At 58.6% G+C, this 24431-nt stretch carries 25 protein-coding genes and 1 pseudogene; 15 read left to right on the forward strand and 11 right to left on the reverse strand.

Annotated elements, in window-relative coordinates; genetic code table 11:
- Positions 1–320: 320 nt before the first annotated feature.
- Positions 321–797 (forward strand): YybH family protein, encoded by a 477-nt coding sequence (locus tag ACSQ83_RS02220; RefSeq protein WP_414966758.1) that lies wholly within the window; start codon positions 321–323, stop codon positions 795–797.
- 248 nt (positions 798–1045) lie between these two features.
- Here ACSQ83_RS02220 and ACSQ83_RS02225 read toward each other — a convergent pair whose 3' ends face one another.
- Both ACSQ83_RS02225 and ACSQ83_RS02230 read right to left on the reverse strand, forming a co-directional pair.
- Entirely contained in the window at positions 1046–1621 is a 576-nt protein-coding gene (locus ACSQ83_RS02225; protein ID WP_436227098.1) for an NIPSNAP family protein, read from the reverse strand.
- A gap of 134 nt (positions 1622–1755) precedes the next feature.
- On the reverse strand, positions 1756–2061 hold the full coding sequence (locus tag ACSQ83_RS02230) for a YciI family protein (RefSeq protein ID WP_436227099.1): 306 nt from the start codon (positions 2059–2061) through the stop codon (positions 1756–1758).
- On the opposite strand from ACSQ83_RS02230, the gene ACSQ83_RS02235 reads away from it, so the two are divergent.
- The 4 genes from ACSQ83_RS02235 to ACSQ83_RS02250 all read left to right on the forward strand — a co-directional run bounded on the left by ACSQ83_RS02235 (position 2060) and on the right by ACSQ83_RS02250 (position 5256).
- Complete coding sequence (locus ACSQ83_RS02235; protein WP_436227100.1) at positions 2060–2491, forward strand: LysR substrate-binding domain-containing protein; 432 nt, start codon at positions 2060–2062, stop codon at positions 2489–2491. The genes ACSQ83_RS02230 and ACSQ83_RS02235 overlap by 2 nt on opposite strands.
- Positions 2492–2715: 224 nt before the next feature.
- Positions 2716–3873, forward strand: coding sequence for a DNA polymerase IV (gene dinB / locus ACSQ83_RS02240; RefSeq protein WP_414949340.1), 1158 nt, complete (start codon positions 2716–2718; stop codon positions 3871–3873).
- 36 nt (positions 3874–3909) lie between these two features.
- Positions 3910–4506 (forward strand): alpha-ketoglutarate-dependent dioxygenase AlkB family protein, encoded by a 597-nt coding sequence (locus ACSQ83_RS02245; protein ID WP_436227101.1) that lies wholly within the window; start codon positions 3910–3912, stop codon positions 4504–4506.
- A 117-nt stretch (positions 4507–4623) separates the two neighbouring features.
- On the forward strand, positions 4624–5256 hold the full coding sequence (locus tag ACSQ83_RS02250; protein WP_414949338.1) for a VC0807 family protein: 633 nt from the start codon (positions 4624–4626) through the stop codon (positions 5254–5256).
- 78 nt (positions 5257–5334) lie between these two features.
- Here ACSQ83_RS02250 and ACSQ83_RS02255 read toward each other — a convergent pair whose 3' ends face one another.
- Complete coding sequence (locus tag ACSQ83_RS02255) at positions 5335–7086, reverse strand: methyl-accepting chemotaxis protein (protein WP_414949337.1); 1752 nt, start codon at positions 7084–7086, stop codon at positions 5335–5337.
- A 202-nt stretch (positions 7087–7288) separates the two neighbouring features.
- Between ACSQ83_RS02255 and ACSQ83_RS02260 the strand changes: the two genes are divergently transcribed.
- The 4 genes from ACSQ83_RS02260 (at position 7289) to ACSQ83_RS02275 (ending at position 10183) form a co-directional block, all read left to right on the forward strand.
- The gene (locus ACSQ83_RS02260; RefSeq protein WP_436227102.1) at positions 7289–7612 is read left to right on the forward strand and encodes an ArsR/SmtB family transcription factor; all 324 of its coding nucleotides are present in this window, start codon (positions 7289–7291) and stop codon (positions 7610–7612) included.
- Positions 7613–7664: 52 nt separating this feature from the next.
- Positions 7665–8087 (forward strand): arsenate reductase (glutaredoxin), encoded by a 423-nt coding sequence (gene arsC, locus ACSQ83_RS02265; protein ID WP_436227103.1) that lies wholly within the window; start codon positions 7665–7667, stop codon positions 8085–8087.
- Positions 8087–8836, forward strand: a complete 750-nt coding sequence (gene arsH / locus ACSQ83_RS02270; RefSeq protein WP_414966765.1) for an arsenical resistance protein ArsH — start codon at positions 8087–8089, stop codon at positions 8834–8836. Before arsC ends, arsH begins: the two co-directional genes overlap by 1 nt.
- A gap of 135 nt (positions 8837–8971) precedes the next feature.
- Complete coding sequence (locus ACSQ83_RS02275; RefSeq protein WP_414949331.1) at positions 8972–10183, forward strand: ABC transporter substrate-binding protein; 1212 nt, start codon at positions 8972–8974, stop codon at positions 10181–10183.
- A gap of 67 nt (positions 10184–10250) precedes the next feature.
- Here the strand turns inward: ACSQ83_RS02275 and ACSQ83_RS02280 are convergent, their stop codons facing one another.
- Both ACSQ83_RS02280 and speB read right to left on the reverse strand, forming a co-directional pair.
- The gene (locus ACSQ83_RS02280) at positions 10251–11021 is read right to left on the reverse strand and encodes a class II aldolase/adducin family protein (RefSeq protein ID WP_436227104.1); all 771 of its coding nucleotides are present in this window, start codon (positions 11019–11021) and stop codon (positions 10251–10253) included.
- A 71-nt stretch (positions 11022–11092) separates the two neighbouring features.
- Positions 11093–12043: an agmatinase gene (speB, locus tag ACSQ83_RS02285; protein WP_414949329.1), complete on the reverse strand. Its 951-nt coding sequence runs from the start codon at positions 12041–12043 to the stop codon at positions 11093–11095.
- Between the two features lie 196 nt (positions 12044–12239).
- Between speB and ACSQ83_RS02290 the strand changes: the two genes are divergently transcribed.
- The 5 genes from ACSQ83_RS02290 to ACSQ83_RS02310 all read left to right on the forward strand — a co-directional run bounded on the left by ACSQ83_RS02290 (position 12240) and on the right by ACSQ83_RS02310 (position 16103).
- Complete coding sequence (locus ACSQ83_RS02290) at positions 12240–13130, forward strand: LysR family transcriptional regulator (protein WP_436227105.1); 891 nt, start codon at positions 12240–12242, stop codon at positions 13128–13130.
- A gap of 159 nt (positions 13131–13289) precedes the next feature.
- Positions 13290–13427: a hypothetical protein gene (locus ACSQ83_RS02295; protein WP_414949327.1), complete on the forward strand. Its 138-nt coding sequence runs from the start codon at positions 13290–13292 to the stop codon at positions 13425–13427.
- Between the two features lie 74 nt (positions 13428–13501).
- On the forward strand, positions 13502–15076 hold the full coding sequence (locus ACSQ83_RS02300) for an FAD-binding oxidoreductase (protein ID WP_436227106.1): 1575 nt from the start codon (positions 13502–13504) through the stop codon (positions 15074–15076).
- On the forward strand, positions 15076–15498 hold the full coding sequence (locus ACSQ83_RS02305; protein WP_436227107.1) for a hypothetical protein: 423 nt from the start codon (positions 15076–15078) through the stop codon (positions 15496–15498). Before ACSQ83_RS02300 ends, ACSQ83_RS02305 begins: the two co-directional genes overlap by 1 nt.
- A gap of 317 nt (positions 15499–15815) precedes the next feature.
- Positions 15816–16103 carry a hypothetical protein gene (locus tag ACSQ83_RS02310; protein WP_414949323.1) on the forward strand — a complete coding sequence of 96 codons (288 nt, stop codon included), beginning with the start codon at positions 15816–15818 and terminating at the stop codon, positions 16101–16103.
- A 152-nt stretch (positions 16104–16255) separates the two neighbouring features.
- Here ACSQ83_RS02310 and ACSQ83_RS02315 read toward each other — a convergent pair whose 3' ends face one another.
- The 6 genes and pseudogenes from ACSQ83_RS02315 to ACSQ83_RS02340 all read right to left on the reverse strand — a co-directional run bounded on the left by ACSQ83_RS02315 (position 16256) and on the right by ACSQ83_RS02340 (position 22557).
- Positions 16256–17047, reverse strand: a complete 792-nt coding sequence (locus tag ACSQ83_RS02315; protein ID WP_414966769.1) for a TenA family transcriptional regulator — start codon at positions 17045–17047, stop codon at positions 16256–16258.
- A 391-nt stretch (positions 17048–17438) separates the two neighbouring features.
- Positions 17439–17711 (reverse strand): hypothetical protein, encoded by a 273-nt coding sequence (locus ACSQ83_RS02320; RefSeq protein ID WP_414949321.1) that lies wholly within the window; start codon positions 17709–17711, stop codon positions 17439–17441.
- Between the two features lie 125 nt (positions 17712–17836).
- A pseudogene (locus ACSQ83_RS02325) lies at positions 17837–18481 on the reverse strand (response regulator).
- Positions 18478–20523 (reverse strand): response regulator, encoded by a 2046-nt coding sequence (locus ACSQ83_RS02330; RefSeq protein WP_436227108.1) that lies wholly within the window; start codon positions 20521–20523, stop codon positions 18478–18480. The pseudogene ACSQ83_RS02325 and the gene ACSQ83_RS02330 overlap by 4 nt, the downstream one beginning before the upstream one ends.
- Positions 20524–20661: 138 nt before the next feature.
- Positions 20662–20970 (reverse strand): hypothetical protein, encoded by a 309-nt coding sequence (locus tag ACSQ83_RS02335; RefSeq protein WP_414949319.1) that lies wholly within the window; start codon positions 20968–20970, stop codon positions 20662–20664.
- 249 nt (positions 20971–21219) lie between these two features.
- Positions 21220–22557, reverse strand: a complete 1338-nt coding sequence (locus ACSQ83_RS02340; protein ID WP_436227109.1) for an MFS transporter — start codon at positions 22555–22557, stop codon at positions 21220–21222.
- Positions 22558–22919: 362 nt separating this feature from the next.
- Here ACSQ83_RS02340 and ACSQ83_RS02345 point away from each other — a divergent pair, with 362 nt between their 5' ends.
- Positions 22920–23933 carry a hypothetical protein gene (locus ACSQ83_RS02345; RefSeq protein WP_436227110.1) on the forward strand — a complete coding sequence of 338 codons (1014 nt, stop codon included), beginning with the start codon at positions 22920–22922 and terminating at the stop codon, positions 23931–23933.
- The last annotated feature ends 498 nt before the right edge of the window (positions 23934–24431 follow it).

Here is a 24431-nt window from a genome sequence, read left to right on the forward strand (position 1 = left end):
GTGCGGCCGAGCGCATGCGTTCAATTCGACCGATATCACAAAACGGCCGTAGGGAAGATTTTTTTGTTTGGATGCATAAATGCAAGCCGACGCGATGAATGCAAGGCTGACACGCGTCTCTCGTGGGCGTCACGGCTAGCGATTACAGGACCGCGAGTCAGCGCCCGGCAGGTCCGCTTTCACGATGGAGCGGACATTCAAACGGCTGGGTGATCATGGTGGCCGCCGTCCCGTAACCGAATGCTGGCCGCCCGCATTCAATATCGCGCATTGTCGATCCCTATAAAATGGCAGCAACCCCGATTGATTGGAGACCTCCCATGATCCGATGGCTGCTGGCGATTGCCGTTGTGTTGAGCAGCGTCAGCGTGGTGACTCCGGCTCACGCAGACGTGGATTCAGACAAGGCCGCCATTTTGGAACGGCTGCAGCGTTGGACGATGGCGTTTAACGCTCGTGATGCAGCAGGAGTCTGTGACCTGTTCGCCCCTGATCTGGTTTCGACCGTTCCTGACGCGCTCGATGGCAGCCGAGACGCGATCTGCAGGAAGCTCAGTGCTGTGTTGGCGAAACCTGGGTTGCAACTCCATTACGACAGTCCTGATGTTCGCGAGATCATCGTTTCCGGCGATATCGCCGTCGTCCGGCTGTTCTGGACGCTGACTGCGCAGAAGGGTGGCGAGTCGAGCGTGAGTACGGAAGCGGGGATGGACATTTTCAAGCGCCAGCCTGATGGTAAGTGGTCCATTGCCCGGTTCATCTCGTTCAGCGCCACGCCGAACAAAGTGCTTGAGTAAGCGACCGCTAGCTGCGGCGAAGACCTGTTCCTGAGTTCAGCGTTCCTCGATAACTTAAGACCAGACAATTGCGGTCGTTCGCGTATCCCGAATCCGCGCCCCTAAAAGCGTCGGATGACGGGAAACTCGAATAAATCTTGCCGCCCCCGTGCAGTCGTCAAAGATCGCCATGCATCCCCTCACGACTTCAATTCCTAAGCGTCGAAAACAACCACCGCGTTTCCAATAGCTTCCCGCTTTTAATGACCTCATGAGCCTTGCCGATCTTCATCGCAACGGCGAGTAAGGTTCCGGTATGCAAATCGTTGATGTCGCTTTCGCGATTTGCTGAGGAGCGCCCTTGGCGGCCAGAGGCCGTCGGCGTAATGGCGTGTGCGCAGCGCAGCGCGCTCTTCCAGGCTGGAAAATCCCCAGATATGTGTGATGCGCGGTGGCCCGTCCAACGCGTACATGTTGACGACCAGATGTCTCGTGTAATCGCCCGCAGGCGCGATGGCATCGCGCCAACCGTTTAGGGTTGGCTCGAGACCGCCGGGCCTCAGGAAATAGGTTCTGAATTCGTAGAAGCTTCCGAACATCGCGGGCTCGACCTCCGGTAAGAAGGGGAACCGCGCATAGCGTTCCATGTTTATTCGTATCGCCGGGTCCGAGATTCCGAACGGTGCTGGATCCATGAGCGCGCGACTGCGCTCTTCCTCAAGCGCATCTGCGGTGTCGAACTGGCGCAGCAGTTTGACCTGGAAAAGCTCGCCGATCTCGGTACGCCATGCGCCCAGTAATCGGCCGGCGCCTTGCGCTATCCAGTCGTGCGCCGCAGCGGCCACAGCCCCCTCCGTAAGCGGCGCGCACGCAAGCGTAGTGAGTTCGTATTGCATGGCAGGCTCCAATGATTGAAATGAATAAAATCCCGCCCAACGACTGGTCAATGCGGGTGTCGGGTGGGGAGAGTAAGGACGAACTACCGCGCCTCGGCCAAATCGGCCGGCGACTGTTTGGACGAATAGTCGGCAAGCAGGCCAAAGAGAGGGTCCCATTCCTCGATGGTCAGCGCGCTGATAACACCCCTCTGTGCGAACGGGTCGTCGTCGATCATGCTTTGTACCTCCCCGCGGTTATCTGCCCGCATCACCAGGAAACCCGCCCGCAGCGGGGCGCCTCTGACGGGACCTGACGCCAGCAAACGGCATTGTTCGACCAGCGTTTTCAAATAATCGATGTGCGGAAGAACGTGCTCGTTCCACAGCGCTCCTTCCGGATGTTCCATGCGAACTATGAAAATGGCCTGCGCATCGCCGGATTACCTGCGCAAACATGGCGTACCGCGACAACCCGCTGATCTGGCTCGTCACGAATGCCTGAGTTTTGCTCCTTGGGCCTCGGAACTCAGCCGGACCTGGCAATTCCAGCGTAATGGCCGGGTGACAAAGGTGCCTGTGAAGGGGCGCTTGCGAATGAACGATTGGATCGCCCTGCACCGTGCAGCGCGCGACGGCTTTGGCGTCTTGCTAGGCTATGAACATGCTGTTGCCGAGGACCTCGCGTCGGGCGACTTGATTCAGATACTCTCGGAATACGAAGGCCCTTTCCGACCGATCCACCTGCTCTACGCGGCCGACCGTCAAATGACACTCAAACTGCGCTGTTTTGTTGACCACGTCATGGAAACGTTGGGAGAGGGACAGGAGAAGTCTTGAGTTAGATGAGGATCGAGACTTCAAGTGGCCTGCCGTGCGACGCTTCTGTACGCGTCTCGCGTGATCTTGAGCGGGTTTAGCTAAGGTATTGCTCCCCGAACTTTTGATGTAAAATACTGTACATCCATACAGCTATTGATCATGTCCGATCCCAATGGAAACATCAGCATTCCCGGTCCTCGCGCGTCTTCGGCGTTGAACCGCTCCCACGCCGGAGCGCTCCGGTGACAGCCACGCGGCACATCGCGCATCTGGACATGGACGCTTTTTATGCGTCCGTTGAACTCCTGCGCTATCCCGAGCTTCGCGGTCAACCCGTCGTGATCGGCGGCGGCAGGAACGCCACGCCAGAAGAACTGCCCGACGGCACCCGCCGCTTCAAGCGGCTGCGCGATTACACGGGCCGTGGCGTTGTCACCACCTCGACCTACGAAGCGCGCGCGTTCGGCGTGTTTTCCGCCATGGGCATGATGAAAGCCGCCGTACTCGCGCCGGACGCCATCCTGCTGCCCACCGACTTCGATTCGTATCGGCACTACTCGCGTCTTTTCAAGGAGGCCGTGGCCACGTTCACCACGCAGATCGAGAACCGCGGTATCGATGAAATCTACATCGACTTGACGGACCTGCCGGGGGATCCCGCCGAGACCGCAGCACGCATCAAGCAGGCCGTGCGCGACGCGACCGCCCTGTCGTGTTCGATCAGCGTCGCGCCGAACAAACTGCTGGCGAAGATTGGCTCGGAACTCGATAAACCCGACGGCCTGACCATCCTCACCCCCGCTGACATCCCGTTGCGAATCTGGCCGCTGCCCGTACGCAAGGTGAACGGCATTGGGCCGAAGGCGAATGAAAAACTCGCGGCTATCGGCATCGAAACTGTCGGTGATCTGGCACGCGCGGACCCCGAGATACTGCAGGCCCGCTTTGGCCGGACTTACTCGGCATGGCTCATGGAAGTAGCCCAAGGTTTCGACGAACGGCCGGTGGTGGTCAGCTCCGAGCCGAAGTCGATGAGCCGCGAAACCACCTTCGAGCGCGACCTGCATGCACGCCACGATCGCGCGGAGCTGTCGGCGGCGTTCACCGACCTCTGTACGCGCGTGGCCGACGACCTGCGTCGCAAAGGGTACGAGGGACGCACGGTCGGCATCAAGCTGCGTTACAACGACTTCAGCACGGTCACGCGTGACCTGACGGTCCCGTTTCCAACAGCCGATGCAACGGAGATCCGTCGCGCTGCAACCGAGTGCCTGAAGCGCGTGCCGCTGGACCGGCGCCTGCGTTTGCTCGGTGTACGCGTGACGGCGTTACTGCCGGCGGGGTCCTATGTCGCCGAGCCGCAATCCGTTCAGGGCGAATTGCCGTTCGCGGCGGACTGATCAATAGAGCAAGGAATAGCCAGCAAAGGAATCGACGTGTTTCAAAACGATCTGTTCGATGCCGTACCGCTCGACCTTGTGGAAGACGCCGAAAGCGGGATTCGTTACCTGCCCGGCGTGATCCCGCAGGTGATCTCACGCGCGTGGTTTGAGCAGACGCTTGACCATGTGACGTGGGGCAATCAGCGTCGCCTGATGTACGACCGCGAGGTCGATGTCCCGCGGCTGATGGCGCATTTCTCGCTGGACGCACCGGACTTGCCGGAACCGCTGATGGAGGCAGCCGTGCAAGTGCGCGCGATTGCCGGCGCGCAGTTTAATAGCGTCGGTTTGAATCTGTATCGCGATGGCAACGACAGCGTCGCGCCTCATAACGACAAGACCCAAGGGCTCGTGCAGAAAGCGCCTATAGCAATCCTTTCGCTGGGGGCGACCCGACGCATGACAATCCGCGCGAAGTCGGGCAAGGGCCGCACGCTCAATGTGGACCTGCACGCGGGCAGCGTGCTCCTCATGAGCTACGCCTCGCAATTCACGCATAATCACGGCATACCGAAGATGAGCGGCGTCGATGGGCCGCGCATCAGCCTTGCATTCAGATGCTTTGATGCTTCAACGCTCAAGCAGCGCTAAGCAGTTAGCAGCATTTCTTGTTTCAACCCTTAAGGGTTACGTCAGCAACGCGTGAAACGGGCCGTGGTATTTTTGTTTGTCTAACGATCTGGCCGCGTCAGCACTCAGCCGATTCATATGAACAACCGGGTCCGATATTTATCGGCGATCTGCATCAACGTACTCTTCCCGTGGCTCGCCTATCACCTTGCGTATCCGCAGTGGGGCCACTCGGGAGCATTGGCTGCGTCCACGCTGCCGCTGATAGCGTGGATGACATGGGACCTTCTGCGCTTTCATCACTTCGATGCGCTCAGCGCGATCGTACTGGTCGGTACTTTATTGTCGCTGGCGGTTTCATCTTTTATCGACAACGCTCATGCGCGGCTTTTTGAAGAGCCTGTCATCTCGGGTTTGATCGGCATCGCGTTTTTGATCTCACTCGCGTTTCCAAGGCCACTCGTGTTCTATCTCGGACGATCGACCGTCGCCCGCGAACAGGACGGAGGAACGGCTCAGTTCGAACAATGGTGGCGTGACAATCCCGATCTCGTAGCGGTCATTCAAAAGATGACGCTGGTATGGGGATTGGGGCTGACGGCCGAGAACGCCGTGCGGCTGGTGCTTGATATCGGCTGGGAAGACGCGACGTGGATTACTGTCGCTTCCACCATTCTGCGATATGCAGCATACGGTGGATTGACGCTATGGACCTTCCTTGAAAGAAGGCGCATGAAGCGAACGAGTCCGCCGGCCTTGCCCGTGAAGTGAATCGCGAGCCTGAAGCACCAGGGAGACGCTGGCGTTCACCGCCTCCCTGCGCTCGCTAGACAACAAGAACGCTGCTAGTTAAAACGCTTCCCAATCAGCAGCGCCAGCCAATGCAACGGGCTTCGCTTTCTCTTTGATCAGCGCCGGTGTCTTGAGCCCTGCCGCGGCCGCAACTACGCTCGAACTCACAGCAATCGCGCGTTTCTTCGGTACCGCTAGCGCACGATGCGCAACACCGTGCGCCGCGCCATGCGAAGGTTTCGCGCCAAGCGCCGGCTTGACATCCAGGCCCCGGTCGTCCAACTGGAACACAGAAACTGCCGCCTTCAACGCGCCCGCCTGATCTTCCAGCGATTGCGCAGCGGCCGCGGCTTCTTCCACCAGCGCCGCATTTTGCTGGGTGACTTCATCCATTTGCGTGACCGCGCGCGCTACTTGTTCAATACCGCTGCTCTGCTCTTCGGACGCCGCTGCAATCTCGCCCATGATGTCCGTCACGCGCTGCACCGCGCCGATGATTTCCGACATCGTGCGGCCCGCATCGCCCACCAGCGTCGTGCCGGTTTGCACGCGCGAGACCGATGTATTGATCAGTTCCTTGATCTCCTTCGCAGCCGCTGAAGACCGTTGCGCGAGACTGCGGACTTCTGCCGCGACCACCGCGAAACCTCGTCCTTGCTCGCCCGCACGCGCCGCTTCCACCGCTGCGTTCAACGCGAGGATGTTGGTCTGGAACGCGATGCCTTCGATGATCGTGATGATGTCGGCGATCTTCGTCGAACTCTGGTTGATGTCACCCATGGTGGTGACCACTTGTGAAACCACCGAGCTGCCCTTGTTCGCAATGTCCGACGCATTGGCGGCCAACGAGCTCGCCTGACGCGCGTTTTCTGCGTTCTGCTTCACGGTGCCGGTCAACTCGTCCATGCTCGATGCCGTTTCCTGCAGCGCCGACGCCTGCTCTTCCGTACGCGAAGACAAATCGATATTGCCAGCCGCAATCTGCTTGGTCGCCGATGCAATGGACTCACTGCCCGAGCGTACCGTGCGTACCGTATTCACCAGGCTGGCCTGCATCTTCGCGAGACCCGAGAGCAGTTGTCCCATCTCGTCACGCGAGGTGACAATCAGCTCGCGGCGCAGATCGCCGGCGGCAATGGCATCGAATTGCGCAAGCGCTTCTTCGAGCGGACGCCCGATCGAACGACGCAGTGACAGCCACGAGAACATGGCGGCCGCGAGACCCGCCAAAATTGACGCGATGCTGATAAGACGGAAGTCGCCGAACGATTCCTGCGAGTTGTCGTAGTCGCTCTTGGCTGAGTCGAACTGGTACTTGCGAAGCGCTTCGCCAAACGCGGCCAGCTGGTTGAACGCAACCTGCATGGCTTCGGCGGAAGCGACGATCTTGTCTGCATCGTTCGCCCTGATATTGGCGTAACCGTCGTCCATCAGCTTCTGGAGTTCAAGGCGCTTGGCCTGGAAGTCCTCAGCCAGTTTGTGTTCGCCCGGCCCCTGCGGCAGCGCCGCGTAGGTCGCCCATTCCTTGTCCGCGCGCGTGCGCATCAAGGTGCCGCGTCCAATGGCGGTTTCCGCCGCCTCGGGCTTGCCAACCAGCAAGGCCGCCCGATCGAAACTGAGCCGCTCACGGGCGGTGAACATTTCGGCGTTGCCGGCCGCGACAGCGCTAGGCATCTGGTTCATGTAGAGGCCGCGTGTCGTGTCGTTACCGCGGCTCATTCCCCAAAGCCCCAGTCCGCCAATCACGATCAGCAACAGACCCAGAAGCGCCATGGCAATACCCAGGCGACCTTTAATCGTCGAAAACATGTCGTCTCACTTTTCATATCTCACATCGATATCCGAGCGGTGGCGCGCGTCGATGCTGCGAAACGCAACCGAGGCTGGCGGCGTCATCCGGCCCATACCCTTTAACGGCAAACATGAGCGTCTCTTTAGAGATTGCTTACATCGTTAGCTTACATTTCAATAATTATTGAAATGTAAAACCGTTTGTCGTAAGCTTTGGCACATGAACTCAAACACCGTAGTCCGCGCACTGGGCGCACTTGCGCACGAGTCGCGGCTGGCAATCTTTCGGGCGCTGGTCGTGGCGGGTCCTGACGGTCTCGCGGCCGGCGACATTGCCCAGCAACTCGGCGTCTCGCCATCGGGTCTATCTTTTCATCTGAAAGACCTTTCGCACGCCGGACTGGTGGATGCACGTCAGGATGGGCGCTACATTTTCTATTCAGCGAACTTCGACGCCATGAGCGGGCTCATTGGCTTCCTCACCGAAAATTGCTGCGAAGGCGGCACGTGTTCGGTGAAGATGTTGTCGAAACGTTCTCGCTAACAGCGTGCGTAAAGAGCTAGTCGCTCTTAAACAATTCATGGAGACTCATTGCATGACCATCACGATTTACCATAATCCCGCTTGCGGCACGTCGCGCAATACCCTTGCGCTGATCCGCAATGCAGGCGTTGAACCGGAAGTGATCGAGTACCTCAAGACGCCGCCGACTCGCGACACGCTTTCCAAAACGATCAAGGATGCGGGGCTCAGCGTCCGGCAAGCGATCAGGGAGAAGGAGAAACTGTTCACGGAACTCGGTCTCGCTAATGCGGCCCTGACAGATGAACAGTTGCTCGACGCCATGCTGGCGCACCCTGTTCTCATCAATCGCCCCTTCGTGGTGACGCCTGCAGGCACGCGTTTATGCAGGCCGTCCGAATTGCTTCTGGAGATACTGCCCGATGCACAGAAAGGGCCGTTCAGCAAGGAAGACGGTGAGGTTGTGATCGATGCCAAAGGCAAGCAGGTTCGCTAATGTCATCAGGAATGCCTAATATCAGCCACGCGCATGTCGACGTTCCGAGTATCGACAAGCTGGCGCCTGAATCTGTTGCAACCCATCCGCCGCGAATTCTGCTGCTGTATGGCTCGCTTCGCCCCACTTCATACAGCCGCCTCCTCACCCTGGAGGCCGAACGCATCCTCAATCATTTTGGCGCCGAGACAAAAGTCTTCGACCCGCACGGCTTGCCGATCACCGACAGCGTTCCAGCGGATCATCCGAAAGTAGCGGAGCTACGCGCGTTATCCGCGTGGTCGGAAGGACAAGTCTGGTGCAGCCCGGAACGGCATGGAACGCTCACCTCGGTATTCAAGAACCAGATCGACTGGATCCCGCTTGAGATCGGCGCTGTGCGGCCCACGCAAGGCCGCACGCTCGCGGTCATGCAGGTCAGCGGCGGATCGCAGTCGTTCAATGCGGTGAACGCGTTGCGTGTCCTCGGCCGATGGATGCGAATGGTGACCATCCCGAACCAGTCATCTGTCGCCATGGCATACAAGGAGTTCGATGCCGACGGCCGCATGAAACCGTCGGCCTATTACGACCGCGTGGTGGACGTCATGGAGGAGCTGATCAAGTTCACGCTGCTCGTGCGCGATCGTTCGTCCTACCTGACTGACCGGTATAGCGAGCGCAAGCAAGCGTCGCCGGTCGTGGCCTCGCTCGCAAACGCCGCGATGACTCATGAAACCGCTGCCCCGGATGATGACGATGTGGAGTAAAGCCGCAATAGCGTGTCGTAAGCCTTGACTTCATTCCTCTCCAACGGATATTTTCGGTGCTGACGGATTGCTCGTACGAGCACGAGCATTGGGTTAGCGGTCAGAAGCCGCCCATGACAACCGATGGAGACAAGAATGAACAACACACTCGCCCGACGCTCTGCGTGCGGCCTCGTTGCGGCAGCCATCCTGAGCATCACCGCGAGCACGGCGCATGCAGCGGCCGACTCAGTCAAGCTTGGCTTCATTACAGATCTTTCAGGGCTCTACTCCGACTCCGACGGTCAAGGAGGTCTCGAAGCCATCCGCATGGCGATCGACGATTTCGGCGGCAAGGTGAACGGCAAGCCCATCGAATTGCTTTATGGCGATCACCAGAACAAGGCGGACATTGCGGCGTCGAAGGCGCGCGAGTGGATTGACCGCGACGGGGTCAACGGGATCATCGGCGGCACGAATTCGGCGACCGCGCTCGCGACCAACCAGATTGCCGCTGAAAAGAAGATTCCGTACATCAACGTGGGCGCGGGTGTTGATGCGCTGACCAACGAGCAATGCACGCCCTATACGGTCCATTACGCCTACGATACCGTCGCGCTCGCCAACGGCACCGGCCAGGCCGTGACGAAGCAAGGTGGCAAGACCTGGTACTTTCTGACGGCCGATTATGCGTTCGGAAAGGCGTTGGAAAAGAACACGTCGGAGGTCGTGAAGGCGAATGGCGGCCAGGTGCTCGGCGCGGTGCGGCATCCGTTATCGGCATCGGATTTCTCGTCGTTCCTGTTGCAAGCGCAGGCGTCGAAAGCACAGGTCCTGGGGCTTGCAAACGCAGGCGGCGACACCATCAACTCGATCAAGGCCGCGAAGGAATTCGGCATCACCAAGTCGATGAAAATCGCCGGCTTGCTGATCTTTCTCACGGACATCCACAGCCTCGGACTCGAGACTGCCCAAGGTCTCCTGGCCACCGATAGCTGGTACTGGAACAAGGATGCCGTGACGCGTAAATGGGCGGAGCGCTACTTTGCGAAAATGAAGAAGATGCCGACAAGCTTGCAGGCCGCGGACTATTCGGCCGCAACCACTTACCTGAAAGCAGTGCAGGCGGCGGGTTCAACTGACAGTACGAAGGTCATGGAAGAACTGCACAAGATGAAGATTGACGACATGTACGCCAAGGGCTATATCCGGCCCGACGGCACCATGATTCACGATATGTATTTGATGCAGGTGAAGAAACCGTCGGAGTCGAAGGAGCCGTGGGATTTCTATACGATCACCGCGACCATACCCGGCGAGCAGGCATTCGGGTCCAAGGCCATATCGCGTTGCGCGTTGTGGAAGTAAAGAGCAGTTCGGCAAACGATGAAGGAACGCCGGCGCATGACGTGACAGTCATGCGCCGGATGGAGGCTCAGGAGCGGTAGTCGGGAAGGTCGCTCGCTATCAGGCGCAGCGCTGCTTGCCATGCGAGTTCGATGATGGCGTCCGCATTTTCCGAGCCAAACTGCCGCGCGGTGAGTTCGCGAACATGCTCTGGCGGTATCCGCAGTTGCACGCCTCCGGCCAGTGCCTGCACCTGCGCCTGGCAAGCGCGTTCGAGAAAGTAGATTTCGTGAAACGCGTGCGCGGCCGTGGCGCCGCCTGCGAGCAGACCGTGGTTGCGCAGGATCATCGCCTTGTGCGGACCGAGATCGGCGACCAGGCGCGCACGTTCGCCGAGGTCAAGCGCAATGCCTTCATAGTCGTGGTAACCCAGCTTGCCGTAGAACTTCAGCGCATGCTGGCTGATAGGCAAAAGCCCTTGCTCTTGTGCCGACACAGCCGTCCCCGCCGCCGTATGCGTATGCACGACGAACGCAATATCCTCGCGCGCCATGTGAACTGCCGAGTGGATCGTAAAGCCCGCCTCATTGACGATAAACAGCTCGGGCGTATCGCGCGCACGCTCGTCAATCACCTTGCCTTCGTAGTCGATCTTCACAAGATCCGACGCGCGCATTTCGTGGAACAGCACGCCGTATCGATTGATCAGGAATGCGGGTTTTGAGCCGGGCAAACGCGCGGTAATATGCGTGTCGATCATGTCCGTCATGCGGAAATGCGCCATTAGCCGATACAACGCCGCGAGATCCTCGCGGACCTTTTGTTCGGCTGCCAGAATAGGCGATGTAGTCGTTTCCATGATCTGTTCCTTCCTCCCAATGACGCAGTCTTAGACTTAACAACGAAGCTTGATCATGCCTTAACAACGTCTTAGCGACGCTTCACGCCCGGCAACACGCACAGCATTTCATAAAGCAGGTTCGCGCCCAGCAGCGACGTATTCCCGCTCGTATCGTAAGGTGGCGACACTTCGACCAGATCGCATCCGATCAAGTCAAGCCCATGACAACCACGGATGATTTCCATGCCTTGAATTGTCGTCAGGCCGCCAATCTCCGGCGTACCCGTGCCCGGTGCCCACGCCGGATCGATACCATCAATGTCGAAGCTCAGGTACACCGGACCGCCCGCCACCTTGGCGCGGACTTCGGCCATCAGCGGATCTAGCGACTTGTGCCAGCACTCTTCCGCCTGCACCACGCGAAACCCTTGCCGGCGGCTCCAGTTGAAGTCATCGGCCGTATAACCCTGCGCACGCAAGCCGATCTGCACTACCCGCTCGCAATCGAGCAGCCCCTCCTCCACCGCGCGTCGAAACGTCGTGCCGTGGGCGATCTTCTCACCGAACATATGGTCGTTGACATCGGCGTGGGCATCGACATGCACAAGGCCAATCTTGCCATGCTTGCGGTGCAGCGCGCGCAGGATCGGCAGCGTAATGGTGTGATCGCCACCGAGCGTCAGCGGCACCACACCTTGCTCGACGATGCGGTCATACGACTCTTCGATGATCCGGACCGCGTCCAGCAGATTGAACGTATTGATGGCGACGTCGCCAATATCCGCCACTGACAGCGAGTCGAACGGCGCGGCGCCGGTCGCCATGTTGTAAGGCCGGATCAGGACGGACTCGGCGCGAATCCCGCGCGGGCCGAATCGGGTCCCGGCGCGCAGCGACGCGCCAATGTCCAGCGGCACGCCAATAAACGCAGCGTCCAGGCCCTCAGCGGAAGCGAGATGCGGTAAGCGCATCATGGTGGCAATGCCGCCAAAGCGCGGCATTTCATTACCGCCGAGCGGTTGATGAAAGATCTTTTCCATGGCACGTCCTCACATTGATTCGTCGAAATATCTGGATTGAATTCTGGCGCTGACCGGCGCACCGACAAAGTGCTGGTGCGAAATAATTAGTTCAGTTATTTCTAAAGTATCGGCACGTCCGGCCCGAGGGCATCGCTTCACCGCCTTTACAAGGCCGATCGCTTGCCGGCATTTACCGTATTCGATGGAGTGAGAAGTGGCCACAGTATTGCCTGAAGCACGCCTGCTACGCATTTTTACCTGCGTGATCCGGCACCAGGGTTTTGCCGCGGCGCAGCAGGAGCTCAATCTTTCCACATCGGCGATCAGCACCTACATGAGCCAGTTGGAGTCGCTGGTGGGAGTGGTGTTGTGTCATCGCGGGCGCGGCGGGTTTAGCCTGACGCCGAAAGGCGAGGAGTTTCATCAGGAAGCGTTGCGGATGCTTGGTGAAGTCGATGGGTTCGAGCGTTACGCCGCCGGGCTGCGCGGAGAATTGCGCGGCAGTATCAAGCTTGGTGTGCTGGATTCCACGGTCAGCGATAAATCGTTGCCGCTCTCCGAAGTCATTGGTGCGTTTACGCGCGAACATCCGTCGCTGCATGTGCATCTGCATGTGCAAAGCCCCTACGAATTGCAGCTTAGCGTACTGGGCAATCGCCTTGATCTGGCGATCGGCGCCTTTCAATTACGCATGAACGGGTTGATCTACCATTCGCTTTATCGCGAGCAGCACTGGTTGTATTGCAGCGATAGCCATCCGCTTTTCAACGAGCACAACATTCCGCAAGAAACGATCAGCCAGCAGCGGATGGTCGGGCGCGCGTACTGGAGTCAGACAGAGCTGGCGCGTCATGGGTTCAAGCGTAGCGAAGCGACGGTGGACAGTATGGAAGGGCAACTGATCCTGATTCTATCCGGCGCGTTTATCGGCTTTCTACCCGAACATTATGCGCAGGCCTGGGTCGACAAGGGCCGGCTGCGCGCGCTCGCACCGGCAGGGTTCGGCTATCAGGCGCCGTTTGCGTTGATCGTCAGGCGGGGGCGTTCGAAGGAACCTTTGGTTCAGACATTCCGCGATACGTTGAAAGTGCATCTTGGGCGCTAGCGCTAGCGCTAGCGGTATTGCGTTCATGCGCTGGCGCTGCAAAACGCACAACGTCGAAAAATAAGGGAATAATTTGCCACGCTGGTTCGTTTAATTCATGAGCGCGGTACATCGCGCCAGCGGTTGGTACGCGCTCGTCCAACATTCATGGGGAAACAAATGAACTTCAAACGCATTGCATCGATGTTGCTGGCTGTCCTGACCGTCTCGCTCGCCATGTCCCTTGCCGGATGCCAAACCGATGGCGCCGCTTCAGGGTCGAGTTCTGGTGGAAGCTCCAGCAGCGGCGGCTATTGATCTCGCCCGAGCGCTCACTTATTAAAGCCCAATGAAAGCATCGCGTCGATGATCGTGTTCCGGATGCTGGGACCGTGAACGGCCCGCCTCGTCCCCCCGGAGTGCCGGAGTCTGATTTCCAGCAGGCGTTGGCAGCATTCAGGGCGATCGCGGGCCAGAGCGCCGTTCTCTCGGGAGACGGTGCGGCGCAGCCATATCTGGATCCGTTCGCGCCCGGAGATGCGCACGCTTACGAAGCGTCGGCCATTGTGCTGGTATCGGATGTCGAGCAGCTTCGTGCCGTGCTCAGCGTAGCGAACCGGTATGGCGTGCCGTTGTGGAGCGTATCGACCGGACGCAACTTCGCTTACGGCGGCGCGGCACCGCGACTTAAAGGCTGCGTCGTGCTGGACTTGCAGCACATGAATCGCATCATCGAGATCAATGAGACGCTTGGTTATGCGCTGGTCGAACCGGGCGTCAGCTACTACGATCTTTATCAGGCACTTCAAGCGCGAGGCATCGGCCTGTGGCTTGATCCACCGGCTGCCGGCTGGGGCAGCGTGGTCGGCAATACACTGGAGCGCGGCTTTGGCACAACCCCGTACGGGGATCACGCAGCCATGCAGTGCGGAATGGAAGTGATGCTGGCGAACGGCGAGGTGGTCCGCACCGGCATGGGTGCAATGAACAATAATCAGGACTGGCAAGTATTCAAGGCAGGATTCGGTCCTTCCTACGACGCCATGTTCATGCAGTCGAATTTTGGCATTGTGACCAAGCTAGGCATCTGGTTGATGCCGAAACCCGAAGGCTACATGCTCTGTACATACAAGTTCCGGCACGACGCCGATCTTGAGAGCATTGTCGAGACGCTACGTCCGTTGAAACTCGATGACACGATGCAAAGCAACGCGGTCATCGAAAGTGCGGTGCGGTGGGCTGCCGGCGTGTCGACACGCAAGCAATGGTACGACGGCCCTGGTGCAATGCCCGATTCGGCGATAGAAACCATGACGCGCAAGCTCGGCATAGGCCGCTGGAACCTTCGCTTCTGCTTGTATGGTCCCGAAGCGCTGGTGAAGGCGCGTCGCCACGTGATACACCAGCGCTTCTCAGCCATCGCAGAAGCCGAGTTGATCGAATCACCCTATACGCTTGCCAACGTTGAACCCAAAGGCGGCGGCGATCGCAGTCAGGTCGGCATTCCTAATCTTGACGCATTCAACCTGCTGAACTGGCGCGGCGGCTCGGGCGCACATGTTGATTTCTCGCCGGTGTGTGCGCCGCTTGGCCGCGATGCCGTCAAGCAATATCGAATGATCAGGGATCGGGCGGCGCAGCATGGCTTCGATTACTACGGCGGTTTTACAGCCGGCCCGCGCAGCATGCACCATATTTTCGCGGCAATCTTTAATCGTGACGACCCGGCGCAATCTCGCGATGCGGGTGAACTGCTGAAGACATTGATCAACGACTTCGGCGCGGCGGGTTATGGTCAATACAGAACCCACCTCGCCTTCATGGATCTCGCTGCATCCCAGTATGATTTCAACGACCATGCATTGATGCGCATGAGCGAGAGCATTAAGGATGCGCTCGATCCGAACGGCATTTTATCGCCGGGAAAACAAGGTATCTGGCCCAGGAAGTTCAAGGAGCGCGACTGATGAAAACGGGTCGGCGTGATTTCCTTGTTACTGCGTCGCTCGCAACCGTATGCATGCGAGGGTCATGGTCTGCAACCTTACCAAGCGAGCACGCAGCGTCCGGTCACGCGCTTACCATCGTCTTCGACGAACACCTTGCAGATAGTCACGCGTTTGCTATCAGAGCACGCGCGATGGGCGCACGCATTGTGCCGCTGGGAAACGATATCGGCATGCTGTGGCTCAAGCGCTTGATGCCTCTGGCCACTTCGCCTGGGAACACCATCGCGGGACTGACGACACACGCCAATGCATTCTTGCTGACCCGTTTCGCACAAGGCATCGGCTTGCAGGTTGCTCAGGGCATCAGCGAGACGCATGTGGCGTCCGGCACGCTAGTCATGTGGCAACTGGATGCTGACGGCGCCCGGACGTCCTCCTGATTGCAGCCATCGCTCTGCGAGCCTTTCACCGAATCAACGCGATCATCCGAACCCAGCGCGACGCAACCGCGCAATCGGTAAGAAAGAGTGTATGCACCCCATCATCGCGCGTAAAAGTCCCACCGCTCTCCGCTAAAAAAACATGGCTATGAAGGCCCTTACAGCCCCATTAAGGTGCTGTTTTATGTGTGCTAGCGCACCCCGTTTCAGAAGCATGCTTATGGTTGTGATGTAGCGCACACATCTGAAGGTTTTCCCGTTGGTCCCCATAATCGGCGCCGATACACTTTGGTCAGATCGTAAAACCGGGGAAGGCAATGCAACCGATGACGGGCTTCGTGCTGTACGGCGTCTGCGCAGCAATAGTCGCCGCAATCGCTGGCAAGAAAGGACTGAGCTGGAGCGCGTATCTCCTTGTGATGCTGCCCTTGGGACCGGCGGTCGCAATCATTCTGCCGCTCTTCACTCAGGGCTCGGCAAACAGCGTCATGACAACAGCACTCGTTTTTTGCGTGCCGCTTGCAGCGCTGATGATCGCACTGTTCAGCAAGGGACCGACGACGCTGACATCGGGCACCGAATCACGCGAACAAAAAGGCGCTTGAGCGCGGCAAGCGTTCGATTTCAAACCAACGCAACTCCATTCATACGCGGATTGCCCGCACATCAATCGCGACACATTTCATCCCGAACAAAAATAACGGCGCCTGTCATCGCATGACAGGCGCCGTTATTCAACAGCCCGAACCGGGCTCGCTCAGGCCGCTACCGGCTCTTCTTCCACTGCAAGTACCGTCATCGGCTTCGACGGCGTTCCGTACGCGTAATCGAGCGTCATGCGCATATAGTCGTAGCTCTTGCGAATGGCAGCACGCACCTTGTTGATCGTCTCCACCGGCGGATTGGTGCCGAGCAACGTTGCCACGATGTCCAGGGCCATCCACGGGTGCTCATCGTCGTAATGAGCGTGCACTTTGAGCCAGCGCATTGCGGACTTGCGGATCGGCTCCGGAAAGGTCAGCGCGTACGTTTCTTCCGAGCAGACGAAACACGAAAAGTCACCCGTTGCGCCTTCCACTGCATAGTTCGTTGCCGCCACCGCCACCGCCAACTCGTCGGTAAGACTCACATGCCCGCACCAATGCGCGAGTGCATGCATTTCGCTCGGCACTTCTTGCGACAGCAGGTCATCCAGTCCAAGCCCGCTTGCCCCTGCCCATTGCAGCCAGTGCTTGGCATGCATGTTCTCAACCCGGATGTTCTGGATGAGGTAAGACCGTGCCATCCCTTCGCCATGCGAATGACCGAACCGTGCTTTCATCAGGTTCGACGCCATGAACTGTGGAAACTGCTCGATCACGGGGAAAAAACCAATCAGAAAACGTTGCGTGCTTTCGATATCGAGCGTCGCGTCCTTCATGGCCTTGCACAACGGGTGATAGACAACCTTGCTCTTCGCTTCTTCGCAATCCTTGACTACGTCCTGGAGCCATTGCGGATAGCTGGAAACGCTCTTGAGTTCGCCGGTACGGGTGAAGTCGGTATTCATCGGATGATCTCTCACAGGAATGGGTTTCAGGTGTTGGGCCGCGGCATCCTATGCGGGCAAGCCGTATCTCAACTCGCCATCGTGATGCCCGCCAAGCATCGGGGAGCAAGAGCATTTCCTATATGCAGGCGCGCACATTTCGCGGAACATTTAATCAAAACCATTTCTTCAGACAGCATTGCAACGACGCCCTTTTTTCGACGCGCAGCAGTGCCGCGGCCCGAGACGTCAGGCCGATGAAACAGTTGATAGATCAAAGACCTGCAGAGGATTTGATGCATTTCGCTCGAGATGTTTATTGGCACGGCGGATTGAATCAGGCACGTGCCGCGTCACTCGCCGCAGGCGCGTTTGCACTACATTTTGTCGGTGGCGAACTATGCGGTTCTGCTCAAGCAGCCAGCTTGGCGAGACTCATGGCAGGACGAGTTGCCTCTGGCGGATAGACATGCCAGGCGCCGTCGTCATGGCGGAAAAAGAACAACGTGAAGGTGCTGAATTCGAAGCTGACCGTGAGACGCGACGTCCGTTCCACTGCAATGCAAACGCACGGATTGCGCCCTGCGCGAAGACGATGAATGGAGCGTACGTGCAGATGCCCGGCACTCGCGGCGCCTAGCCATTTCTCAACGAGTACGCGTAAGGACTGCTCCGACGCAAGCATAATATTCTCCGAGATTTGCATTCCAATTACCCGATGAGACCATGGTAGAAGCGCAATAAACGCTTGTCCGTCGGGAGAGGTCGATTAAGGCTTCAGCCGAGGCTGGTTTTTCTGTCGGAATTTCCTTACGAGCCGTCACGCTCGGAAGTCAAACCATGTTTGATTGCATAGCGGATCAGTTCGGCGTTGTTTTCAATACCGAGCTTTTGCATGAGGCGCATCTTGTGCGTGCTGATAGTCTTGGCACTCAGCACGAGCACGTCGGCTTATCGCATTGACACTCTTGCCCGCCGCCAAAAGATGCAGCACCTGGAACTCACGGTCGGACAGAATCTCGTGCGGCGCGGCGCCGCTGGAATGGGTATCGAAGACCATGACGTCGACCAGCTTCGGATCGATGAACCGTCCGCCACCGGCGAGCTTGCGAATGGCGGCAAGCAGGATGTAGGATCGCTATCCTTCGTGACATAGCCGGTTGCACCCGCACGCACCGCGCGCGCAACGACCTGCGCTTCGTTGTGGATGCTGAGCACCAGGACCGGCAGCGCCGGGTATCCGGTGCGCGTGCGCCGGATCAGGTCGACGCCGCTGATACCGGGCATCGTCATGTCCAGGAGCAATAGGTCTACGCAGCAGCTACGCAGTTTCTCGATCACCTCGACACCCTGCGCCGCTTCGCCTGCAACTTCAATGTCCGTTGTCGTCGCCATGATCTGCTTCAGTCCGCCGCGCACGATGGCGTGATCGTCGGCTATCAGGATCCGGATCATGGGCGTTCGCCGCCGCCCAATGGAACATGAATCGATACAACGGTGCCAGTTTCAGGCGAGCTGTCAATGCGCAGAGATCCCCCAATTAACCGCGCGCGCTCGCTCATACCTAGCAGTCCGTATGAATATCCCTTGCGTGCTGCCGCGGGATCGAAACCACAGCCGTCGTCGCTGACGTAGAGGTCAAGCGTTGTCTCGGTGTTGGTCAAGGTGACGTCCACGCGCGACGCGCCCGCATGACGTGCAACGTTGGTCAGCGACGCCTGCACGATACGAAACACTGCAGTCGCATGAGCATCGTCGAGAACCGGCTCGCGGCCATTGATCCAGAGCTGGCATGACAGGCCCTTGCGTCGGCCGAAGTCCTCCACGAGCCATTCCAGCGCCGACACAATGCCGAAGTCGAGCGCCGCAGGCCTCAGGTGACTCGCGACGTTGCGCACCATCCAGATCATCTTTTCAACCAGCTCGCGCATGTCATCGGCTTTTCTGCCGGCATCCGCGTCATGGGCCAGGCGCATCTTGAGCAATGAAACGTCCATCTTCAACGCGGTCAGCAACTGCCCGAGCTCGTCATGAATTTCCATCGCGATGCGTTTTCTTTCTTCCTCACGGATTGCTTCCATGTAGGCGGATAACTCGCGTAATTGCTCGCGCGATTCCAGCAACGCGTGCTCTATGCTCTTGCGCTCGGTGATGTCCTGGATCGTGCCGACCAGCTTTAACGGCTGCATGGCGGCATCGACATCGACGCCAGCGCCGGGCATGACCTCGGCCTGGAACTGGACGATGCGCGCCACGCCGTCGGCGCCCTTGACGCGGCAATCAAGGCCGTAGGGCTGCCGTTCATCGAGCAACGCCCGCACGGCATGCCGCACCAGCGCCCGGTCCTCGCGATGCACCGTTGCAAGGAAAGTGCGGTAGTCCGGCCGCGAGAACTGCGGCGCCAACCCGAGGATCCGATACATCTCGTCGGACCAGTGGATCACGCCCGCCTTGGTGTCCCACTCCCAGTCACCCAGCCGCGCAAGCCGTTGCGCGTTCGCGAGACTCGCCTCGCTCGCCCGCAATTTTCCCTCGGCCAGTTTGCGTGCCGTCACGTCATTGAGGCCGACATAGATGGCCGGCGAGTCGTCGAAGCTCGCCACCCGGGCGGTCAGCATTGCCCAGAACGTGCTGCCGTCCGGCCGCCTGAAATTGACTTCAGTGTTGCGAAGGCCGCCGTACATGCGAAGCTGGCGCACCAGCCTGTCGCGCGTCGCGGGCTCCACGTAGAAATCGATGACATGAAGGACCGTATCGGTCCGGCAGACGAGGCCGAACAACTTTCGAAACGGCTCGTTCATGTAGAGCAGCGAGCCATGCGGCATCGACGTGATGCAAAACGGCAGCGGACTGGTCTCCACGATGTTGCGGAACCGCACCTCGCTCGAGAGCAACTTCGTTTCCGCCCGCCTGCGCTCGTCTATCTCGAGCCGCAGGCTCGCATTCGCCTGCGCGAGTTCTGCGGTGCGTTGCGCGACCCGCACCTCGAGTTCGTCACGGGCCCGCGCCAGCGCCGCTTCGGCCTGCTGGCGCACACTCACTTCATTCGACAACTGCCGGTTCTGCACGACAAGCTGCTTGTGCATCGCGCGCAACGCCAGATGCGTACTGATCCGCGCCATCATTTCGTCGATGCGGACAGGCTTCGTCACGTAGTCCGCGCCGCCGGCAGCGAAACCCTGGACGAGGTCTTCGATGCTGGTCAGCGACGTCATGAAGATCACCGGGATGTCCCGGGTGCGTTCGTCCGTCTTCAGCCGGCGACAAGTCTCGAAGCCGTCGATGCCGGACATCTTCACGTCGAGCAAGATCAGATCCGGCTGCGAAAACTGCGCGCGTTCGAGCGCCTCCTCGCCATCGAGCGCTACCAGCACGCGAAAGCCCTGGTCGGCGAGACTGTCCACCACGAGCCCGAGATTGACTGGTGTGTCATCGACAATAAGGATTGCCGGCGGCTCGCTGACGCTGCCGCTCAGGTTGGCGCTTGTTTCGCTCATGACGCCGCCCTTGCCTCAAGATGCTGCTCGACTAGCCTATCTCGATCGAAAGAAACGGACAGAACATGATGTCCTCCAGCTTTCAAATTCACTCAAATTCGCTGGCAAGAAAGGTTGACGCAAATTACCGACGCAGCTCTAACCGTTTGCCGCGAGAGTAAACGGACCGAACGAGTTCCCCAGAATCTCGTCGATGCGATCCGCGAGGTCGCACAGCACGCCCGACTCGTCTACATCGAGCGTTTCCGCGTGGAATTTCCGAAGCTCCCACATGGTGTCTGCAAGACGCCTGATCGATATGGGTCCGCTATTGATCAGCGGCCAGCAGTGCATGAGATAGGCAAGCGGAATGACGTTCCTGTTCTCGCACCATGAATCGAACAAGCGCAGGCAGATAGTGTGGATATGCTCCACCGCATTTTCGCGCTCGGACAGATACGGAATCATGGCGGATAACCGGAAGGACCCATTTTGAGCTTGAGAGTCTAGGCGGCCGAAAAATATTGCACAGTCAGGAAACGCGAAAAGTGGACAGGGACGTATGCTGATTCCCCTGTCAGAAAATCCTTACGGAGGTAAGGAATATGGCTGGATAACAGCCGGCAATGCACTCGCCCGATTGAATGCGAAAGGAGCCCCTTTAGGGACTCCTTTCGCGGCACAAGCCAAGCTCGATTCGAGCGTTCAAGACGACCTTTAAGCGTGCCGTGAACTTTCTTCTGCCAGAGGCTGGGGCGCGTTCTCCAGAGCGCTGTCGTGACGAAGCAGGAGGACCGCTGCCACGCCGACCAGCCCGGCTCCAGACAGACAAAGAAGACCTGCAGCAAAACTGCCGGTACTGTCCTTGATCCACCCCATCGCATACGGTCCGAAGAAGCCGGCCAGATTGCCGAGCGAGTTCACCGCGGCAATGCCGCCCGCTGCGGCCGCGCCCGAAAGAAAGGCGGCGGGCAGGGTCCAGATCACTGGCAGGCAGCCGAATATGCCAAAGCCGGCAATAGACAGCGCGATCATTTTCAACACAGGATCATCCAGTGCGGTCGATGCCGCAATTCCGCCGGCGGCCACCAGCAGCGGAATAGCCACATGCCACTTGCGCTCGAGCTTGCGGTCCGAGCGGCGCCCCCACAAGATCATGCTGAACGCACCGACGATGTACGGCAGCGACGTCACCAGCCCCGTCTGGACATTGCCAAGACCAAATCCCTTGACGATCTGCGGCAGGAAAAAACTCAGGCCGTAGTTGGTCGCGTTGGCGCCGAAGTAAATGAGCGCGACAGCAAGAACACGTGGGTTAAACAAGGCTTCGCGCACACTGAAAGAACGCACGGCCTCGCGCTGCGCGCGTTCTTGAGCTTGGCGGTTGACGAGCCACTCACGCTCCTCGGGTGCGAGCCAGGTTGCGTCCGCCGGTTTGTCGGTGAGATAAAACAGGACCACGAACGATAGGAACAGGGCCGGCAATGCTTCAATCAGATAAACCCACTGCCAGCCTGCGAGGTTAGCGAGTTTGTCGAGATTGAGCAGCGCACCGGAGATAGGCGCGCCTATTACGGTGGACAACGGAATGGCCACCATGAAGTAGCCGACCACGCGAGCGCGGTACGCCGCCGGAAACCACAGCGTCAGCAAGAAGATGATGCCCGGGAAGAATCCCGCTTCAGCAATCCCGAGCAACACGCGCAAGGTGTAGAACACGTGCGCGGCCGAGAATCCCGTCAACCGCGAAATCGCGGGGATGAACGCCATGGAGCCGGCCAGGATGCCCCAGGTGAACATGATCCTCGCGATCCATCGGCGCGCACCGAACTTCTCCAGCAACAGGTTGGATGGAACCTCGAAAAAGAAATAAGCGATGAAGAAAATCCCCGCGCCGAAACCGAAGGCGCTTGAGGACAACCCCAAGTCTTTATTCATCTGCAACGCGGCGAAACCGACATTGACGCGGTCCAGGTACGCGATGAAATAACAGAGGATCAGGAACGGGACGAGTCGCTTCGTCACGCGGCCCAAAGTGCGGTTTTCGAGTTCCACTAGCCTTCCCCCAAAGTCAAAGTTTTAAAGGTTCATCGACATCGTGTTCGGAATGTTCGTATCTGCTTACCGTAGAAAGCATAGTGCTCCTAAGGCGAAGCGGGAAGTAGTATGTGCCCGTGAAATCTTGTTTAATGGCGAGATAACGCGAGCCCGCCATCGGCAGAATTGGCCGAATCATGCGTACCGCAAGTCGGATTCGGGAGAATTGTCTGCGGGTAATAACGTATGAGCGACTGTAAGGAGCTCCGCTCGATTCCGTTCTTGTGTAGACCCAAACGTAAGCGCCGTGTGTCCAATCCGCGCAATTGGGCATTACCCGAGAGCACCTCGTGGCGCGTCGCCGAATAGAGTAGCGGGATATGGAGCGCGCAGCGCTTGACCTCTGTTGGAGGCCTCTCGGGAGAAGGCACATGCGAAGCGATTGGAAAGCCGGCCTTCGTGCCCTGGCCCGCGCCATCCTGATGACCGTCGTGGCCAGCCTCGTAACGACTCTGCCGACTATTGGCAGCGCCCGCGCCCAAGCCGGCACGCCAACGCTCGCAACGCCGGCCGCGCCCATGCATATCCGCATCCTTCGCGTGCAGGATGAAGTCGTTCGGGAAAGGCGCTGGGATTTTCTGATCGCGGCACTGGACCATACGACGCCCAGGTACGGACCCTACGTAATCGATGCCTACCCCGAGCCAATGTCAACGCAGCGTGAGATTGAAGAGGTCATCAACGGCCGCCTCATCAATGTGATTGCAAGCGACCCCGGTCATCCCGACCTCAATGCACAAGCCATACCGATTGCTATTCCCATCGATAAGGGACTGCTTGGTTATCGGGTCTCATTGATCCGGCGCGATCAACAAGCGCGCATCAATGAAGTCAATGACATCCAGGGCCTTCGCCTGCTGAATGTTGGTCAGGGTCAGGACTGGGGCGACGTACCCGTGTACCAGTTCAACAAGATCCCGCTCGTCACGGCAAGTCACTACGATCAACTATTTCCGATGCTGGTTCACCGCCGTTTTAACCTGTTCCCCCGCGGCGTGCTCGAGATCACGCCCGAGCTCATTTCGTTTCGCGCCCAGTACCCCGAAATGGCGATCGATACTCATCTGCTGATCCGCTATTTCTATGCGCAATTCTTTTACGTCAACAAGGCTGATCCACTTGTCGCCCGACGAATCAAGGATGGCCTGGAGGCAATGCGAAAAGATGGGAGTTTTGACGCGCTCTTCCAGAGGAATTTTGGGCAGGCCGTTGCCGACCTGCATCTGGATCGACGAGTGTTGATCGAATTGGCGAATCCGTTTGTTCCCCCGTGGGTGCCGGTTGAGCGCAAGGAGCTCTGGCTCGATCCGGTCACGGCCGGAAAACCCGGTTGAGGAAAACGTTGTAAGGCCCTAGCGGCGAAACTCCTGTTCGATCGGATTCGGTTTGATCTACATCGCAGCCATCAGACTCAGCACATTCACCACGCCCGAACGATCGTGCGAATAATCCCCTCTACGCTCGAGAAAATCTTCTGGCATTACACGGCGGGAGTGGTGTGATTATTGCGCGGCAATGGCCGTGCTTAGAGTGCATGTCATCGAGTGATCATTCATGCAGCCGGTCAAACAACCCGAGTGCCCGTCAACTGTTTAAGAATCGCTTCGCGCGGCTTCATGCCGCTATCGGATCACAGAGAACGTTTGCTAAGCTGGAACGAGCGAGCGATTCGAATGGGCCGGTGCGTTCGGAACCGGTAACAACCTCCCGGTTCCTTGGAGCGCTAGCATTTATCTTCGCAAGAGTTTTTCGAACTAACCCTCTCTTACCCCTACAATAGGCCCCGATCCATTCACAAATCCGCGTCACCGTCTTTGAGCCCACCACGCGCT

The organism is Caballeronia sp. LjRoot29, assembly GCF_964252755.1.
In the GTDB taxonomy this organism is placed as follows: Bacteria; Pseudomonadota; Gammaproteobacteria; order Burkholderiales; family Burkholderiaceae; genus Caballeronia.